17 protein-coding genes and 1 tRNA gene are annotated in these 16,435 nt (G+C 70.7%); 11 read left to right on the top strand and 7 right to left on the bottom strand.

Features of this window, described 5'->3' with window-relative positions; genetic code table 11:
- Positions 1-127: 127 nt before the first annotated feature.
- Together ACL03H_RS02350 and ACL03H_RS02345 are read right to left on the bottom strand one after the other, a co-directional pair.
- The gene (locus tag ACL03H_RS02350) at positions 128-571 is read right to left on the bottom strand and encodes an HD domain-containing protein (RefSeq protein WP_412809362.1); all 444 of its coding nucleotides are present in this window, start codon (positions 569-571) and stop codon (positions 128-130) included.
- 207 nt (positions 572-778) lie between these two features.
- Positions 779-861: transfer RNA gene (locus tag ACL03H_RS02345), tRNA-Leu, on the bottom strand.
- Positions 862-1,084: 223 nt separating this feature from the next.
- On the opposite strand from ACL03H_RS02345, the gene ACL03H_RS02340 reads away from it, so the two are divergent.
- Genes ACL03H_RS02340 through pknB form a run of 7 tightly spaced genes read left to right on the top strand, consistent with a single transcriptional unit; the run spans position 1,085 to position 10,822 of the window.
- Positions 1,085-2,380: an FhaA domain-containing protein gene (locus ACL03H_RS02340; RefSeq protein ID WP_412809578.1), complete on the top strand. Its 1,296-nt coding sequence runs from the start codon at positions 1,085-1,087 to the stop codon at positions 2,378-2,380.
- A gap of 40 nt (positions 2,381-2,420) precedes the next feature.
- Positions 2,421-2,885 carry an FHA domain-containing protein FhaB/FipA gene (locus tag ACL03H_RS02335; RefSeq protein WP_412809361.1) on the top strand — a complete coding sequence of 155 codons (465 nt, stop codon included), beginning with the start codon at positions 2,421-2,423 and terminating at the stop codon, positions 2,883-2,885.
- Positions 2,882-4,300 (top strand): PP2C family protein-serine/threonine phosphatase, encoded by a 1,419-nt coding sequence (locus ACL03H_RS02330; protein WP_412809360.1) that lies wholly within the window; start codon positions 2,882-2,884, stop codon positions 4,298-4,300. The genes ACL03H_RS02335 and ACL03H_RS02330 overlap by 4 nt, the downstream gene beginning before the upstream one ends.
- A complete protein-coding gene (locus ACL03H_RS02325) occupies positions 4,300-5,709 on the top strand; it encodes an FtsW/RodA/SpoVE family cell cycle protein (protein ID WP_412809359.1) in 1,410 nt (469 codons plus the stop codon). Before ACL03H_RS02330 ends, ACL03H_RS02325 begins: the two co-directional genes overlap by 1 nt.
- Positions 5,706-7,157: a peptidoglycan D,D-transpeptidase FtsI family protein gene (locus ACL03H_RS02320; RefSeq protein ID WP_412809358.1), complete on the top strand. Its 1,452-nt coding sequence runs from the start codon at positions 5,706-5,708 to the stop codon at positions 7,155-7,157. Before ACL03H_RS02325 ends, ACL03H_RS02320 begins: the two co-directional genes overlap by 4 nt.
- 3 nt (positions 7,158-7,160) lie before the next feature.
- Positions 7,161-8,843, top strand: a complete 1,683-nt coding sequence (locus ACL03H_RS02315) for a serine/threonine-protein kinase (protein ID WP_412809357.1) — start codon at positions 7,161-7,163, stop codon at positions 8,841-8,843.
- Positions 8,840-10,822: a Stk1 family PASTA domain-containing Ser/Thr kinase gene (pknB, locus tag ACL03H_RS02310; RefSeq protein WP_412809356.1), complete on the top strand. Its 1,983-nt coding sequence runs from the start codon at positions 8,840-8,842 to the stop codon at positions 10,820-10,822. The genes ACL03H_RS02315 and pknB overlap by 4 nt, the downstream gene beginning before the upstream one ends.
- A gap of 112 nt (positions 10,823-10,934) precedes the next feature.
- Here pknB and ACL03H_RS02305 read toward each other — a convergent pair whose 3' ends face one another.
- Genes ACL03H_RS02305 through ACL03H_RS02295 form a run of 3 tightly spaced genes read right to left on the bottom strand, consistent with a single transcriptional unit; the run spans position 10,935 to position 12,582 of the window.
- Positions 10,935-11,576: an aminodeoxychorismate/anthranilate synthase component II gene (locus ACL03H_RS02305; protein ID WP_412809355.1), complete on the bottom strand. Its 642-nt coding sequence runs from the start codon at positions 11,574-11,576 to the stop codon at positions 10,935-10,937.
- A 23-nt stretch (positions 11,577-11,599) separates the two neighbouring features.
- On the bottom strand, positions 11,600-11,755 hold the full coding sequence (locus ACL03H_RS02300; RefSeq protein WP_412809354.1) for a hypothetical protein: 156 nt from the start codon (positions 11,753-11,755) through the stop codon (positions 11,600-11,602).
- The gene (locus tag ACL03H_RS02295) at positions 11,755-12,582 is read right to left on the bottom strand and encodes a class E sortase (RefSeq protein WP_412809353.1); all 828 of its coding nucleotides are present in this window, start codon (positions 12,580-12,582) and stop codon (positions 11,755-11,757) included. Before ACL03H_RS02295 ends, ACL03H_RS02300 begins: the two co-directional genes overlap by 1 nt.
- A 238-nt stretch (positions 12,583-12,820) precedes the next feature.
- Here ACL03H_RS02295 and crgA point away from each other — a divergent pair, with 238 nt between their 5' ends.
- Positions 12,821-13,090 (top strand): cell division protein CrgA, encoded by a 270-nt coding sequence (gene crgA, locus ACL03H_RS02290; RefSeq protein ID WP_412809352.1) that lies wholly within the window; start codon positions 12,821-12,823, stop codon positions 13,088-13,090.
- 155 nt (positions 13,091-13,245) lie between these two features.
- The gene (locus ACL03H_RS02285; protein WP_412809351.1) at positions 13,246-13,650 is read left to right on the top strand and encodes a PH domain-containing protein; all 405 of its coding nucleotides are present in this window, start codon (positions 13,246-13,248) and stop codon (positions 13,648-13,650) included.
- Positions 13,651-13,655: 5 nt separating this feature from the next.
- On the opposite strand, the gene ACL03H_RS02280 is transcribed toward ACL03H_RS02285, so the two are convergent.
- Positions 13,656-14,567 (bottom strand): rhomboid family intramembrane serine protease, encoded by a 912-nt coding sequence (locus tag ACL03H_RS02280; RefSeq protein ID WP_412809350.1) that lies wholly within the window; start codon positions 14,565-14,567, stop codon positions 13,656-13,658.
- A 1-nt stretch (position 14,568) separates the two neighbouring features.
- A complete protein-coding gene (locus tag ACL03H_RS02275; protein ID WP_412809349.1) occupies positions 14,569-15,123 on the bottom strand; it encodes a peptidylprolyl isomerase in 555 nt (184 codons plus the stop codon).
- 127 nt (positions 15,124-15,250) lie between these two features.
- On the opposite strand from ACL03H_RS02275, the gene ACL03H_RS02270 reads away from it, so the two are divergent.
- Both ACL03H_RS02270 and ACL03H_RS02265 read left to right on the top strand, forming a co-directional pair.
- Positions 15,251-15,802 (top strand): hypothetical protein, encoded by a 552-nt coding sequence (locus tag ACL03H_RS02270; RefSeq protein WP_412809348.1) that lies wholly within the window; start codon positions 15,251-15,253, stop codon positions 15,800-15,802.
- A gap of 84 nt (positions 15,803-15,886) precedes the next feature.
- Positions 15,887-16,387 carry an SRPBCC family protein gene (locus ACL03H_RS02265; RefSeq protein WP_412809347.1) on the top strand — a complete coding sequence of 167 codons (501 nt, stop codon included), beginning with the start codon at positions 15,887-15,889 and terminating at the stop codon, positions 16,385-16,387.
- The last annotated feature ends 48 nt before the right edge of the window (positions 16,388-16,435 follow it).

Genomic DNA, 16,435 nt, shown 5'->3' with positions numbered 1-16,435 from the left:
CGGGAATCCGTTCTCCCGCGCGTGATCCGCGTTGTCAGCGGCGCCGCCGCTGAGCGGAGATCCGGCGGCGAGGGGGCCGCCGGCGGCCCGCCGCGGTCCCGGCGAGGACCGGTGCCCGGACGGGCGGTCAGCGGTCGAGGCCCAGGAGCTCGCGCATCGCGGCGTACTTGGCGGTGAGGCGGCGCGCGGTGGGCTCGTCGAGCTCCGCGAGCCGGGCGGGATCCGCATTGTGCGCCAGGTCCGCCTCCTTGACCAGCCTGGCGCCCGGGGTCGCCAGCACCCGGGCCGCGTAGTCCTCCGCGGTCTCCCCCGCGCGCTTGGTCAGCGCCAGCACGATCAGCCTGCTGCGCTCGGAGATCGCCGCGGTGTCCAGCCAGCCCGCCGGGACGGCCTCGTCCTCGACCGCGTCGTGCAACCAGGCCGCGACGACCTGGTCCTCGTCCCCGCCGCGCGCGGCCACCCCGGCCGCGACCGCCGCCAGGTGCTCGGCGTAGGGCCTGCCCGCTTTGTCCACCTGACCGGCGTGCGCCTGCCGCGCGAAGGCCTCCACCTCGGCCGCTGTCAGCAACACCACACCTCCCCCGTCCCCGGCGCGAACCGGTGTTCGGCGCAGCCGTGCGCCGCCGTTCGGCCGAACTCGCCCCGAGTCCCCGCTCACGTCCGCGCGGCGCGCCCGGGCCGACGGACTTCGCTCTGGGCGAACCCGCCCGGCCACGACGCGGGAGCGCCCATGAACGAGCGAAGGGCCCCACCGGATTCCGGTGGGGCCCTTCGGGAGTGGGCGAGGAGGGAGTTGAACCCTCACGTCCTTACGGACACACGGACCTGAACCGTGCGCGTCTGCCATTCCGCCACTCGCCCGTGGCTTCGGTCGAAGTCTATCTTGCCCGCTTCGGCCGGTAGCACCCGGGTCCCGTTCCACCTGGCTGGTGTTTCGGCCCCCGTCGTGCTGGCTGGCAAAGATTAGCACCCGTCCGGAGGCCGCCGCGGCGGGGGGTGGGACGAGTTGGGAACTGGTCGGTGTACCGCGACGTTGCCCCAGATACGATGTGGCACCGGAGTCGTACGCGTGGAGGGGATTGTCGTGGGCCTCGTGCAGCGCTTCGAGCGCAAGCTCGAAGGCATGGTCGGCAATGGCTTCGCGCGCGTTTTCGGCGGGAAGGTGGTTCCGCAAGAGGTCGCGCAGGACCTGCAGCGAGAAGCTGAGGTCCAGCTGCGCGAACTCGCGGGGGGCCGCCTGCTGGCGTGCAACCACTACGTTGTGCTCCTGAGCCCGTCCGACCACGAACGGCTCTCCGGTGATGAGGCCCGGGTGACCGACCTCCTCACCGACTGCGTTCAGGAGCACCTCACCGAGCAGGGGTGGGACACATATGGTGACGTCGTAGTCTCCCTGGAGCGCTCTGAGACGCTGCACACGGGACAGTTTCGGATCAAGTCGTCCGTCGACCCCGACATCAACCGGCAGACGGCAACACCTCGTACCGCAGGAGACCGACCCATGAGCCAGCCACCCGGCCACTACCCCCAGGGAGATCCGTACGGCCAGCAGCAGGGGCAGTACGGCTACGACCAGGGCTACGGCCAAGGTCAGTACGGGCAGGACCCCAACTACGGCTACGGCCAGCAGCCCGGTTACGACCAGGGCTACGGGCAGCAGCAGCCGGGCTACGGGCAGCAGCCGCCGCCACCGCAGCCGGGTTACGACCAGGGCTACGGGCAGCAGCAGCCGGCGTACGGCCAGCAGCCCGGCTACGACCAGGGATACGGCCAGCCGCAGGGCTACGACCAGGGTTACGGCCAGCAGCCGGGTTACGGCCAGCCGCAGCCCGGTGGTGGCTACCCGCCGAGCACTCCGGGCGGTTTCCCGCAGCAGCCCGGGTACGACCAGCCGCAGGGCTACGGCCAGCCGCAGGGCTACGACCCCGGGTACGGCCAGCAGCCCGGCTACGACCAGGGATACGGCCAGCCGCAGCCCGGTTACGACCAGGGCTATGCTCAGCCGCCGCAGCCGGGTTTCGATCAAGGCTTCGGACAGCCCGGCGGGGCCTACCCGCCGAGCGCTCCGGGCGGATATCCGGAAGCGCGCCAGCAGACGGCGATGCTGCAGCTCGACGACGGCTCCAACCGCTCGTACACGCTGCAGCACGGTTCGAACGTGATCGGTCGCGGCCAGGAGGGTCAGTTCCGGCTCCCCGACACCGGTGTGTCCCGCAAGCACATCGAGATCACCTGGGACGGGGTGTCGGCGATGCTGGCGGATCTCGGTTCGACGAACGGCACCACGGTCAACGGCACTCCGGTGCAGACTTGGCAGCTGGCGGACGGGGACGTGATCCGCGTCGGTCATTCGTCGTTGGTGTTCCGCAGCCAGGGCTGACCCCCCGGCTCACAAGACGGAGTAGGAGCGTTCACAACAAGTGCCAGAGCTGGTGATTCAGCTGACCAGAGCAGGGTTCCTCGCCCTGCTCTGGTTGTTCGTGCTGGCCGCGCTTCGCGTGGTTCGTTCCGATCTGTACTCCGCCTCCGGCATGAGGGTGTCGATGCCGGGGGCGGGCAGGACGTCGGGCAAGCAGGCCCGCGGGAAGATCAAGGCGCCGCGGCAGATGGTCGTGACGCACGGTCCGCTCGCGGGTACCCGCATCTCGCTCGAAGGCCGGCCGATCATGATCGGCCGGGCCGATGACTCCACCCTGGTGCTGGACGACGACTTCGCGTCGACCCGGCACGCTCGGTTGTCGCTCCGCGGCAACGACTGGTACGTGGAGGATCTAGGCTCCACTAACGGCACATACCTCGATCGGGCGAAGGTCACGGGAGCCACCAAGGTCCCGCTCGGCGTTCCGATCAAAATCGGCAAGACGGTGATCGAGCTGCGCTCATGACCCTCGTCCTTCACTACGCTGCCCGCAGCGACCGCGGCCTGGTGCGCTCGAACAACCAGGACTCGGTCTACGCCGGCCCACGACTTCTCGCCCTCGCGGACGGCATGGGTGGCCATGCCGCCGGTGAGGTAGCCAGCAAGGTCGTCATCGCGGCCCTAGCGCCGCTCGACGACGACGAGCCCGGTGACGACCTGCTCGGACACCTGCGTCAAGCGGTGCTGTCCGGGAACGGGGCCATCTCCGAACTCGTGTCCCAGGACCCCGACCTCGACGGCATGGGGACCACGCTGACCGCGGTGCTGTTCGCGGGAAGCAAGCTGGGGCTGGTGCACATCGGCGATTCCCGCGCCTACATGGTGCGCGATGGCGAGCTCTCCCAGATAACCCACGACGACACCTTCGTCCAGTCGCTGATCGACGAGGGTCGGATCACCGAGGAGGAGGCCGCCAACCATCCGCAGCGCTCGCTGCTGCTGAAGGCGTTGACCGGCCACGAGGTCGAGCCCAGCCTCGCCGTGCGCGAGGCCCGGGCGGGCGACCGCTACCTGCTCTGCTCCGACGGCCTCACCGGTCCGGTCAGCGAGGAGACGATGGCCGACGCGCTGCGGATCCCCGATCCGCAGGCCTGCGCCGACCGCATGATCGAGATGGCGCTGCGCGGCGGTGGGCCGGACAACGTCACCGTGATCATCGCGGACGTCGTGGACGTCGAATTCGGCGAGGACGCCCCGATCGTCGGGGGCGCCGCGGGAAACGGAGAGGAGGACCCGCAGCCGGACTCCTCGGCGGCTCGCGCGAGCGCGGCCACCATGCCGAAGCCCCAACAGCAGCGGTACGACACAGCGCCCCCTCCTGACCAGGGCACGCACCGGCGAGGCTGGCTGCGTGCACTCTTCGTCGTAGCCGCCGTCCTCGTCGTGCTCGTGGGAGCGGGCCTCGTCGGCCGGTGGTGGCTGCTCCAGCAGTACTACATCGGCGTGAACGAGGCCGACGACGTCGTCATCTTCCAGGGGCTCCAGGGCAGCGTGCTCGGCGTCTCGCTGCGCTGGCAGGTGGAGGACTCCTGCCCGCAGGGCTCCGCGCCGGACTGCCAGCCGATCGGCATCAACGATCTGCAGGAGGCCCGGCGCACCGACGTGCGCTCCGGGATCACCGACGTGGACGGGCTGGACTCGGCCCGCGACGCGATGCGCAGGTTGCGGATGACGGCGCTGCTGCCGCGGTGCGAGGAGCCGGAGCCGACTCCGCCGGTGAACGACACGCCGCAGGACCAGAACCCGCCGCCGGGACAGCCCCCGGGCCAGACCAGCACGCCCGGCGCGCCCCCCGCGCCGAACCCGCCGCCCTCGCCGACCGACACTCCGCTCGCGTCGGCGGAGCAGACCCCCGGGGTCACCTGCCGGACGGTGAGCTGATGTCACAGCCGGGTACGTCCGCTGACAGCACCGGAACGAGCTCGGCCCCGCAGGTGAACACCCGCCGGGGCACCGAGCTGATCCTGCTGGTCGGCTCCGCCGTGATCGTGACGTTCGCGATCATGCTGGTGGAGATCAGCCAGGAGAACACGATCACGCGCCAGCTGTTCTACTACGGCGCCGCCTACCTCGCCCTGTTCGGCGGGGCGCACTTCGCGGTGCGCAAGTGGGCGCCGTACGCGGACCCGCTGATGCTGCCGCTGGTGGCGCTGCTGAACGGGCTCGGGCTGGTGATGATCCACCGGATCGACATCGCCGAGGACACCGGTTACGCGGTCCGCCAGATCGCCTGGCTGACGCTGAGCCTGGTGCTGTTCGTGCTGGTGCTGGCCTTCGTCAAGGACCACCGGATCCTGGCGAAGTACAGCTTCACCTGCGGCTTCGCCGGGCTGGTGCTGCTGGCGCTGCCCGGTCTGCTGCCCTCGGCGATCTCCGAGGTCAACGGCGCGAAGCTGTGGATCAAGTTCGGCCCGCTGGGGCAGGTCCAGCCCAGCGAGTTCGCCAAGATCCTCTTGATGATCTTCTTCGCGTCCTTCCTGGTGTCCAAGCGCGAGCTGTTCACCACGGCGGGCCGCAAGTTCCTCAACGTGGAGCTGCCGCGACCGCGGGACCTGATGCCGATGCTGGTGGCCTGGGTCGCCGCGATCGGCATCGGCGTGCTGGAGAAGGACCTCGGCACCTCGCTGCTGTTCTTCGGCATCGTGCTGGTGATGCTCTACATCGCCACCGAGCGCGCGATCTGGGTGGCGATCGGCCTGACGCTGTTCGCCGTCGGCGCCTACATCGCGTGGCAGACCGTCACGCGCGTGCAGTCCCGGGTGAACGTGTGGCTCGACCCGCTGCACCACGAGGACGGCTACCAGCTCAAGCAGGCGCTGTACGGGCTCGGCAGCGGCGGCATCGGCGGTTCCGGCCTGGGCAACGGCAGCCCGGACACGGTCCCGTTCGCCAACAGCGACTTCATCATCACCTCGATGGGCGAAGAGCTCGGGCTGATCGGCCTGATCGCCATCTTCATGCTGTACCTGCTGCTCATGATGCGCGGCCTGCGCAGCGCCCTGGCGGTGCGGGACTCCTTCGGCAAGCTGTTCGGCGGTGGCCTGTCGTTCACGATCGCGCTGCAGCTGTTCGTGGTGGCGGGCGGGGTGACCGGGCTGATCCCGCTGACCGGCCTCACCGCTCCGTTCCTCGCCTACGGTGGTTCGTCGCTGCTGGCGAACTACATCCTGATCGCGATGCTGCTGCGGATCTCCGACGCGGCCCGGCGGCCGCAGGCCCCGGCCAAGCCGAAGCCGCAGCAGGCCCCGATCGCCGAAGCCCACACCGAATTGGTGGAACGTCCCCGATGAACAAGCCGCTACGCCGAGTCGCCCTGGCCATGATGGCCATGGTGCTGCTGCTCATGGGCAACGTGACCTACGTGCAGGTCATCCAGGCCGACGAGCTGCGGGAGGGTCCCGGGAACAACCGGACGCAGCGCGCCGAGTACGCCAAGCAGCGCGGTCAGATCATCGCCGGCGGGCAGTCGCTGGCGAACTCGGTGGAAACCGGGGACGTGCTCAAGTTCCAGCGGAACTACCCGGACGGTCCGCTGTACGCGCCGGTCACCGGGTTCGACTCGCCGACCTACGGGTCCAACGGGGTCGAGCGGGCGATGAACACCATCCTGAACGGTTCCGACGACAGCCTGGCGTTCAACCGGCTCTCCGACATGATCACCGGCCGGGCCCCGGCCGGTGGCGACGTGGAGCTGACGATCAACCCGGCGATGCAGAAGGTCGCCTACGACGAGCTCACCAGCAAGGGGTTCCAGGGCTCGGTGGTCGCGCTGAACCCGAAGACCGGCGAGATCCTGAGCATGGTGAACGCTCCTTCGTACGACCCGAACCCGCTGGCCTCGCACGACAACAACGTCGCCGCCGAGCACTGGCAGGCGATGGAGGACGCCGACGGCTCGCCGATGAGCAACCGCTCGGTGTCCGAGATCTACCCGCCCGGGTCGACCTTCAAGCTGATCACCACGGCGGCCGCGCTGGACAGCGGCTACCAGCCGAACAGCCGGGTCAACGACGCGGCCTCGATCACGCTGCCGAACTCCAGCACCCCGCTGCCGAACTACGGCGGGAAGACGTGCAAGGGCAACACGCTCACCGAGGCGCTGGCGCACTCCTGCAACACCGCGTTCGCGGAGATCGCGGGCGAGGTCGGTGCGGACAAGCTGCGCGACACCGCCGCGAAGTTCGGCTTCGGCGCGGACCTGCAGATCCCGATGACCGTCGCCAAGTCCGACCTGGGCCCGATGTCGGACGGAGCCGCGCTGTACCAGAGCGGCATCGGCCAGCGCGACGTCCGCGTCACCCCGATGCAGAACGCGATGATGGCCGCCGCCATCGCCAACGACGGCAAGCTCATGCGCCCCCAGCTGGTCAAGAGCACCCGGGCCCGCGACATGGAGGTCATCGACGAGCTCAAGCCGGAGGAGATGAGCCAGGCCGTCTCGGCGAACGCGGCCAACCAGATCAGCGAGATGATGCTGAAGTCGGAGCAGAACACCAAGGGCTCCGGCAAGATCTCCGGGATCGACATCGCCTCCAAGACCGGTACCGCCCAGCACGGCGACGTCGCGGACAAGCCGCACGGCTGGTACGTGGCGTTCGCCCCCGCCGAGGACCCCAAGATCGCGGTCGCGGTGCTCGTCGAGAACGGCGGCGACGAGGGCGCGGAGGCCACGGGCGGCTCCATCGCCGCACCCATCGGCCGCGAGGTGATCCGGGCGGGTCTCCAGGGAGGTGGCTGACCCGTGCTGACCTCCGGCCAGTTGCTCGCCGACCGGTACCGGCTTGGTCGGCGCATCGCCGTGGGCGGAATGGGCGAGGTGTGGGAGGCCGTCGACGTCCGGCTGGACCGGACGGTCGCGGTGAAGGTGCTCAAGCCGGAGCTGTGCGGCGACGCGGAGTTCCTGCACCGCTTCCGCACCGAGGCCCGCACCACCGCCTCGCTGAACCACCCCGGGATCGCGGCCGTGCACGACTACGGCGAGACCGCTGCCGTGCCGGACGGCCCGGAGGACACCGCTTACCTGGTGATGGAACTGGTCGAGGGCGAACCGCTGGCCGCGGTGCTGGCCCGCGAGGGCCGGATCGCCGTCGAGCACACCCTCGACATGCTGGAGCAGGCGGGCAACGCGTTGCAGGCGGCGCACGAGCGCGGCCTGGTGCACCGCGACGTCAAGCCCGGCAACATCCTGATCACCCCGACCGGGACGGTGAAGCTCACCGACTTCGGCATCGCCAAGGCCGCCGACGCGGCGCCGGTGACCCGATCCGGGATGGTGATGGGCACCGCGCACTACATCGCGCCGGAGCAGGCGCTGGGCAGCGAGGCGAGCCCGTCCAGCGACGTGTACTCGCTGGCCGTGGTGGGCTACGAATGCCTCAAGGGCCACCGCCCGTTCCTGTCGGACAACGCGGTCACCGTCGCGATGATGCACATCCGCGAGATGGCGCCGCCGCTCCCGCCGGACGTGCCGCCGGGCGCCCGCGCGCTGATCGAGGCGACCCTGGTGAAGGATCCGCGCCGGCGCTACGGCGCCGGTGGTGAGTTCGCCAAGGCGGTCGCCGCGGTCCGCGCCGGATTACCGCTGCCGACTCCCGCCGCGATGCTGGTTCACCAGCAGCAGGCACCGAGGAACGTGGGGGCACCCGCGGGCGGCGTGCCCCCGTCGCACGTCGGACAGCCGCCGCAGCCACCGCACCCGGGCCCGATGAGCAACACCTACCCGCCGGGCGTGATCCCGCCGCAGGGCCGGATGCCGCGGATCCCGCACCAGTCCGGTCCGCACACCTCGAACGTTCCCGGCCCGCGGTACGCCCAGGAGCCGGTGAAGCGGGGGCGAGCGGGCTGGTGGATCGCGCTCGCGGTGGTCGGCATCGTGCTGCTGGTGCTGCTCGGCGTGGTGCTGTGGTGGGTGTTGCCGGACTCCGGGATGCCGGACGACGACCTGCCGGGAGGCCGGATGGCCGGTGCCACCGCGGTCGCCGCGCTCTGGATCGGCGCACCGCTGCGCGCGCGACGAGCGGACGACGCGGGGCGGGGAGTACCGGACGGGGCCGCGACGGGCTCTGCGACCATAGGGCTGACGCGTGCGACCTCCCGGCGGTCCGCCGGGAGCCGGACGCGCCTGGATTCTTCGGAACAGATCCGAGAGACTGCGCTACGACAATCCGGCCGGGGTCGAGCGCGCCGCGGGTGCGCCGCGTTCCGGCGGCCGGGACGGCGTCGGCCCACGCATCACCGGGCGCGGTCCGGTGGTGGGTGGATCGCCGCCGAAGCGCGTGCCGGGACCGCGTTCGGCGGTTCCGGTGCACCGGGGTCGGACGAACACCACGCAGCTCGTCGCCACCGAACGGCGGCCTTCGGCAACGCACTGCGGGTCGGCATGATGGGACGATCATTGACTAGGATCGGGACGACGCATCGATGAGCTCACCGCGACTTCTCAACAACCGCTACGAGATCGGGGACACGCTCGGTTACGGCGGTATGTCGGAGGTCCACCGCGGCCGGGACATCCGGCTGGGGCGGGACGTGGCTGTCAAGGTACTGCGTGCCGACCTGGCCCGGGACCCCACGTTCCAGCTCCGGTTCCGCCGCGAAGCGCAGAACGCGGCCGCGCTGAACCACCCGGCGATCGTCGCCGTCTACGACACCGGTGAGACGGACACCGAGGACGACCAGCTCCCGTACATCGTCATGGAGTACGTGGACGGCCGGACCCTGCGGGACATCGTCAAGTCCGAGGGCCCGCTGCCGCCTCGCCGCGCGATGGAGGTCATGGCGGACGCCTCGGCGGCGCTGGACTTCAGCCATCGGCACGGCATCGTGCACCGCGACGTGAAGCCCGCCAACATCATGATCACCCGCTCCGGCGCGGTGAAGGTGATGGACTTCGGCATCGCCCGCGCCCTCGCCGACGGCCAGGCCGCCGTCACCCAGACCGCCGCGGTGATCGGCACCGCCCAGTACCTCTCCCCGGAGCAGGCGCGCGGCGAGTCCGTGGACGCCCGCTCCGACGTGTACGCCGCCGGCTGCGTGCTGTTCGAGCTGCTGACCTCCGAGCCGCCGTTCACCGGTGACTCGCCGGTGGCGGTCGCCTACCAGCACGTGCGGGAAGACCCGCGCAAGCCCTCCGACGTGAACTCCGGCGTGCCCGCCTCGCTGGACGCGGTGGTGCTCAAGGCGCTGAGCAAGAACCCGGCGAACCGCTACCAGTCGGCGGCGGAGATGCGCGCCGACCTGGTGCGCGTGCTGTCCGGACAGCGGCCGAAGGCTCCGATGATCATGTCGGAGGAGGACCGCACCTCGATGATGGCGCCGCCCGCGGCGACCGAGGTGTTCAGCCCCGGCAGGCACCGCTCCCCCGACCGCCCGACCGGCACCACCGCGGCGGTGGCCGGGTACGCCGAGGACGGCAAGAGCCGCCGGAACTGGCTGATCGCCTTAGTGACGCTGGCCTGCGTCGGCGTCTTCATCCTGGTCGCCTGGCTGGCGACGGCGTTCTTCGCCGAGCCGGACCAGCCGGAGCAGGTCGCCGTCCCGCCGCTGGAGGGCAAGACGATGAGCGCGGCGCGCACCGAGCTCAACGCCGCGAACTGGCTCTTCGACGTCAGCCCCACCCCGTGCGAGTCCACCGCCGAGCAGGTCGGCACCGTCGTCAAGGTCACCCCGGCCGCGGGCACCCGCGTGGTCAAGGCGAACCAGCGGCTCATGCTCTGCGAGGGCGGCGGGCCCGCGATCGTCAACGTGCCCGACCTGTACGGCAAGGAGAAGAGCGAGGCCTCCACGCTGCTGCGCGAGCAGGGCCTGGTGCTCGGCCTGGACGACCAGGAGGTCGAGGTCGAGGACTCCAGCCTCGTGGGCAAGATCGTCGACTGGGACAACAAGGACGGCTCGGCTCCTCGGGGCACCACGATCAACGTGACCGTGGGCAAGGAGATCCCGAAGACGCAGGTTCCCGACGTCCGCACGCTCAGCTACGACCAGGCCAAGGCCACGCTGGAGTCCGCCGGCTTCAAGGTGCAGCGCGAGGAGCGCGACTCCGACCAGGACGCGGGGACGGTGCTGGACCAGAACCCCGGCTCGGGCACGAGCGTGCGGAAGGGCTCCGAGATCACCCTGGTGGTCTCCAACGGCGCTCAGCTCACCATGCCCTCGCTCAACGGCAAGTCCAAGAGCGAGGCCGAGCAGGAGCTCAAGAAGATGGGCTGGAACGGCAGCATTCAGGAGGAAGAGGTCGAGACCGGCGACCGCGACAAGGACGACAAGATCGTCGGCAGCTCCCCCTCAGCCGGGCAGAAGATCGGCAAGAACCAGACGATCACCCTCCAAGTCGGCAAGTACGACTCGAACCCGAGCTCGAGCCCGCCCACTTCGGACGACAGCTTCTTCCCGCCGTTCGGCTGAGCGTTCGACCTGACGACGATGCCCGGAGGCCCAGGTGGGCCTCCGGGCATCGTCTCGTCCGGATGGTTTCACGTGGAACCGGCGTTTCAGCCGGTCAGCGCCTCATGAAAGATCAAGGGAGTTGCGCGGTGGCGGCCAGGGCGCGCATCCCGCCCTCCAGCTCGTCGACCAGGTCCGGGCGCGGCGGGTGCCCCGCGGTGGTCATCCAGTTCGCCAGCATCCGGTGCCCGCCGTCGGTGAGCACCGATTCGGGGTGGAACTGCACGCCCTCGATCGGCAGCTCGCGGTGCCGCATCCCCATCACGATGCCGCCGGTGCGCGCGGTGATCTCGAACTCGGCGGGCACGCTCACCTCCCGCACGATCAGCGAGTGGTAGCGGGTGGCGACGAACGGCCGCGGCAGCCCGGCGAACACGCCCGCGCCGGAATGCTCGATCAACGAGGTCTTGCCGTGCAGCAGCTCCGGCGCGCGCTCGACCACCCCGCCCCAGGCGGCGCCGATCGCCTGGTGCCCCAGGCACACGCCGAACAGGGGGCGCCGGTCGCGGGCGCAGGTCTCGACGAGCTCCATCGACCGCCCCGCCCGGTCCGGCGTGCCCGGTCCTGGGCTCAGCAGGATCCCGTCGGAGGCGGCCACGTCCTCGTCGGTGACGGCGTCGTTGCGCCGCACCACGCAGTCCGCGCCGAGCTGGGCGAGGTACTGCACGAGGTTGTAGACGAAGCTGTCGTAGTTGTCGACGACGAGTACGCGCACACCGCCAGCCTACCGGCGGCCGCTCACACCGTGGTGACGTCGTTGAACGGCAACATCGGCTCCAGCCACGGGAACACGGCGAACAGCAGCAGCGCCACCGCGGCGACCACCAGCAGCACGGCCTGCACCGCCTTCACCGGGGTCGAGCCGGGCAGCCGCCGCCAGATCCAGGCGTACATCAGGACTCCTCCAGCTCGGGCGGGCGCAGCTCGCGGTGCGCGGCGTCCTTCGGGTACTGCTTGACCAGCACGCCGTGCACGATGAGCCGCTGCTCCGCGGAGAACCTCGGATGGCAGGTGGTGAGCGTGATCAACCGGGTCTGCTGCTCGCGCGGCAGCGCCTCGCGCGGGAGGCCGGGGACCGGGTAGATCACCTCGCCCTGCTCCGGGCGCACGATCTGCCGCCCGGCCACGTCCCGGTAGGGACCGCCGATCGGCGCCACGCCCGCGCAGCGCGGATCGGTCCCGGGGTTCCAGCCCGCGACCTGTTCCCGCATCGGCAGCACCCGGTACACGAACCACTCCGAGGCGGTCTCCACGACCAGCGCGTCGCAGGCCTCCAGCTGATCGAGGTCGCCGAAGGGGGCGCCCTTGCCGATGCGGTGGCCCGCGATCGCCAGGTTGCCCTGCTCCCCCGGCAGCGCGGTGCCCAGGTAGTGCCCGGGGCCGGCGGCCAGGGTGCGGGCGTCGGTCCCCTCCAGCACGGTGAACCGGTAGTCACCGCCGAGCCGCGGGATGTAGAGCTCCGCGAACCCCTCCCCCTCGGCGGCCGGCGCGGGTGCGGGCTGCTCCCAGCGGGCGCGGAGCCGGTCCCCGGCCTCGGCCTGGCGGCGGGCGCTGGACCAGTCGGTGACGTAGACGGCGTAGAACACGAACAGCAGCAGCACCAGCCCGGCGGTGATCAGCACCTCGCCGGTCACGCGCACGGCCCCGCGCAGCCGCTCGCCCCGGTGGTCCGGAGGTGGAGCCGTCGCTTCCCTGGACGTGTCCAACGGTCTCCCTCTCATCACGACCGGTCGGCACCGGCGAAGGGGTGTTCGGTCGGAGGCCCGATTACGTTAACGTGTAAGTGGACAACGAGACGCGTCGTGATCGGTTCCGCTGCGGCCAGGTCCGCTCCGGTACGTCGGCCGGGCCGTCCCGGAGCGGCGAACCGGATGGCCGTCGAGCGACCGTCCTCGGCGCGCGCCCCACCGAACCGAGCAGGCTCGGCGCTGCCGGCCCGCACCACCTGGCGAGGACATCATGCCGAAGTCAAAGGTCCGCAAGAAGGACTCCTCCTCCACCCCGGTCGCGGACCGCCGCACGCCGGTGAAGGCGAAGTCCGTCGGTCCGTCGCACCCGATCTACGTGGTCGTGATGCTCGGTGTGATGCTGATCGGGCTGCTGTGGCTGGTGGTGAACTACCTGGCCGGTGAGCAGATCCCGTTCATGGCGGAGCTCGGCCCCTGGAACTTCGCGGTCGGCTTCGCGTTCATCATCGTCGGCCTGCTCATGACGATGCGGTGGCGTTGACCCGTTCCGGTGCTCATCGCCCGTCCGAGCGGCGCGGTCTCCGGCGCGCCTCGACCCTGGGTCATCGAAACACACTCGTGTAACTCATCCCCACTGTGGACAACTCCTGTGGACAACTCCGTCCCGTGCAGGTGCGAGGGGGTGCGGAGGTGCCGGTGAACGCGGTCCGCGAGTGGTCTCCTCCGCTCGGCCTGGTCAGCTGCGGTTGGGCGCTCGCCGGGTGCAGCGCCGTCTGGTGGTGGCTGACCGACTCGGCCGCCGACCGGCTGTTCGTCGCCGTGCTGGCGGTGGTGCTGGCCGTCGCCGCCGGGGCTGGGAGCCTGCTGCGGCCGCGGCTGCGCGCGGACACCTCGGGCATCGCGCTGCGCGGTTTCACGGGAACCCGGCGCCACTCGTGGCGGGGAGTCGAGGTGCGGGTGCGCACCCGGCAGCGGCTCGGGCTCAGCTCGTCGACCCTGGAGCTGGAGCTCGACTCCGGTGAGCTGGTCGTGCTGGGCAGGCTCGATCTGGGCGAGGACCCGGAGGACGTCGCGGACGCCCTGGACGAACTCCGGCCCTGAGGGCCTCAGCCCAGGTAGTAGCAGGAGCCGCCGATGCAGGTGATGGGGCCGAGCTGCACGTCGCGGACCACCAGGGCGACCAGCAGGAGCACCAGCAACCCGGCCAGCGCCGACCCCTGCACCAGGTTCCTGCGCTCGCGCGGCGCGTACACCAGCGCGGCCGTGGCCGCGGCCCCGAACACGAGACCGCCGAGGTGCCCGAGCAGCGAGATGCCCGGGATGGACACGCTCAGCACGATGTTCAGCGCGATCACGACCAGCACCGGCCGCAGGCTGACCTTCAGCCGCAGCGCGGCGACGGCGATGCCGCCCATCAGCCCGTACACCGCGCCCGAGGCACCGGCGACCGGGGTGTCCAGCGCGCCGAACAGGAAGACCGAGGCGCTGCCGCCGAGCAGCGCCAGCAGGTAGACGGCGATGAACCGCAGCCGCCCCAGCACCAGCTCCAGGTCCCGGCCGATGACCCACAGGGCCACCATGTTCATCAGCAGGTGGATCATCCCGATGTGCAGGAACCCCGAGCTGAGCAGGCGGATCCACTGCCCGCCCGCGACCCCCACCGGGAACAGCGAGAACTGGGCGAACAGCGCGGAGCGCGCGTTGTCCAGGAAGCTGCCGGCCTGGATCGCCGTCGCGGCGTAGGCCAGCACGTTCAGCGCGATGAGCACTGGCACCACGATCGGCTTGCCGCCGAGGCGGGCGCCCGCGACGGTCACCGCTTCTCGTCCCGCCCGGCCGCTCTGCGCCAGGCAGTCCACGCAGTGATAGCCGACGGAGGCCTCGCGGAGGCAGTCCGGGCACGCCGGGCGGTCGCAGCGGGTGCAGCGCAGACCGGTCGGCCGGTCCGGGTGCCGAGCGCACGCGGGTTGCGGCGAGGCCTGGTCCGGACCGGCCGGTTGACCGGGGGGAATGCTCATGTCATTCGCCGAGCTCGACGGAGACCTTCTCGATGACGACGTCGGTCAGCGGACGGTCCTGCGCACCCGTCGCGGTGTGCGCGATGGCGTCCACGACCTCGCGGGACTCCTGGTCCGCGACCTCACCGAAGATGGTGTGCTTGTAGTTCAGGTGCGGCGTGCGCGCCACCGTGATGAAGAACTGCGAGCCGTTCATGTTCGGGCGGCCCGGGTTCGCCATGCCCAGCACGTAGGGCTTGTCGAACTGGAGCTCGGGGTGGAACTCGTCGACGAACTCGTAACCGGGGCCACCGCGACCGGTACCGGTCGGGTCGCCGGTCTGGATCATGAAACCGTCGATGACCCGGTGGAAGATCACACCGTCGTAGAACGGACCGGAACGCTCCCCACGAGCGTTCGGGGTCGTGTACTCCTTGGTTCCTTCGGCGAGCCCCACGAAGTTGCCCACCGTCTTCGGCGCCTGGTTCGGGAAGAGGTTGACCCGGATGTCGCCCTGCGAGGTGTGCAGGGTCGCGGTCACGGTCTTCCCGACGAGCGATCCGTTGTCTTCAGCCACACTCCCATCCTGCCATCGGAAAGCGCGAACCACGTGCCTGGGTGCAGTATTGAGGGTGATCGTCGCGTGCCGGGCGCCGTCCGGCACCGCAAGACGACCGGTGCGAAGCCGGCCAAGGAGGCACACGATGGACGAGGTGGAGGCGATGGCCCGAACTGGTGAGAACGTGGGCAGGGCGGTCGGCACGGGCGTGCGCAGCGCTCGCGAAGGTGCCGTTCGCGCTGGCAAGGCAGGTCGCACGGCGACCAAGCAGGCCATCGCCCGCGCGGAGCAGGAGCTCACCGAACGGGGCCTGTCCCCGGAGCACCTGCCGGAACTGCTCGCTCAGAAGGCCACCGGGCTCTCCCGCGACGACCTCGCCGAGCGGGGCCGGAAGGCCCGCAAGCAGTGGGAGAAGACCCGCAAGGACTGGGACAAGAAGACGGCGAAGTCGCGCAAGCGGCTGGCCAAGAACGCGGAGCTGGCCCGCAAGGAGCTCGCGGCCAGGATCGACCCGGCGCCGAAGCCGCGGCGCAAGTGGCCGTGGGTGCTGCTGGTGCTCGCGGCGCTGGGCGGGGTGGCCGTGGTGGCGCTGTCGCGCCGCCCGGAGGAGCTGCCGATCGCCGAGGCCGAGGACTTCCCGACCCACGAGGACGGCCTGTCCCGCAACTCGGACGCGCGTCCCGACGGGGACCGCTGAGCGTCCGCCGACGTGGCGGTGCCCTCCGGGGCGCCGTCCCGTCGGCGCGACCGCGCGGGCCCGGCCGGGGGTACTGTCGATCTAGTGACACAGGATGACGCACCCAAGGTGAGCATGGACCGCTCGACCTTCGTCGAGGCCCCGCCCGAGCGGGTCTACCAGTTGGCCAGCGACATCACGCGCTACGGCGAGTGGAGCCCGGAGAACACCGGCGGCGAGTGGCTCGAGGGAACACCGGGCGAGGTGGGTTCCCGGTTCCGCGGGGACAACAGCAACGGCGAACGCACCTGGTCGAGCGAGTGCGAGGTGGTCGCCGCCGAGCCGGGCCGACGCTTCGCCTTCGGCGTGGTGAGCGGTTCGGAGACCGTCGACAACTCCGTGTGGTCCTTCGAGGTCGAGCCGGAGGGCACCGGTTCGCGGCTCACGCAGCGCTACGTGCTGCGGGAGATGACCAACCCGATCAAGGAATACCTCGCGCAGCAGGAGGACGGCGGGGCGCAGTTCATCGCGGCGCGCACCGCGATGCTGGAAGACGCGCTGCGCCAGACCGTCGAGGGCATCAAGAAGACCGCCGAGCAGGGCTGATCCGCCCGGTGGCGGGGGGGGGGGGGGGGGCCCCCCCCCCAGTCCAGC

The organism is Saccharopolyspora antibiotica, from assembly GCF_047200635.1.
In the GTDB taxonomy this organism is placed as follows: Bacteria; Actinomycetota; Actinomycetes; order Mycobacteriales; family Pseudonocardiaceae; genus Saccharopolyspora_C.
The sequence above is the reverse complement of the archived record's forward strand: the minus strand, read 5'-3'. Positions and strand labels throughout refer to the sequence as shown.

Bases quoted from the DNA above. Each gene is read 5' to 3' on its own strand.
- ACL03H_RS02330 (WP_412809360.1), top strand. From the start codon at position 2,882: ATGACCCTCGTCCTTCACTACGCTGCCCGCAGCGACCGCGGCCTGGTG.
- ACL03H_RS02325 (WP_412809359.1), top strand. From the start codon at position 4,300: ATGTCACAGCCGGGTACGTCCGCTGACAGCACCGGAACGAGCTCGGCC.
- ACL03H_RS02320 (WP_412809358.1), top strand. From the start codon at position 5,706: ATGAACAAGCCGCTACGCCGAGTCGCCCTGGCCATGATGGCCATGGTG.
- pknB (WP_412809356.1), top strand. From the start codon at position 8,840: ATGAGCTCACCGCGACTTCTCAACAACCGCTACGAGATCGGGGACACG.
- ACL03H_RS02300 (WP_412809354.1), bottom strand. From the start codon at position 11,755: ATGTACGCCTGGATCTGGCGGCGGCTGCCCGGCTCGACCCCGGTGAAG.
- ACL03H_RS02295 (WP_412809353.1), bottom strand. From the start codon at position 12,582: ATGAGAGGGAGACCGTTGGACACGTCCAGGGAAGCGACGGCTCCACCT.
- crgA (WP_412809352.1), top strand. From the start codon at position 12,821: ATGCCGAAGTCAAAGGTCCGCAAGAAGGACTCCTCCTCCACCCCGGTC.
- ACL03H_RS02280 (WP_412809350.1), bottom strand. From the start codon at position 14,567: ATGAGCATTCCCCCCGGTCAACCGGCCGGTCCGGACCAGGCCTCGCCG.
- ACL03H_RS02270 (WP_412809348.1), top strand. From the start codon at position 15,251: ATGGACGAGGTGGAGGCGATGGCCCGAACTGGTGAGAACGTGGGCAGG.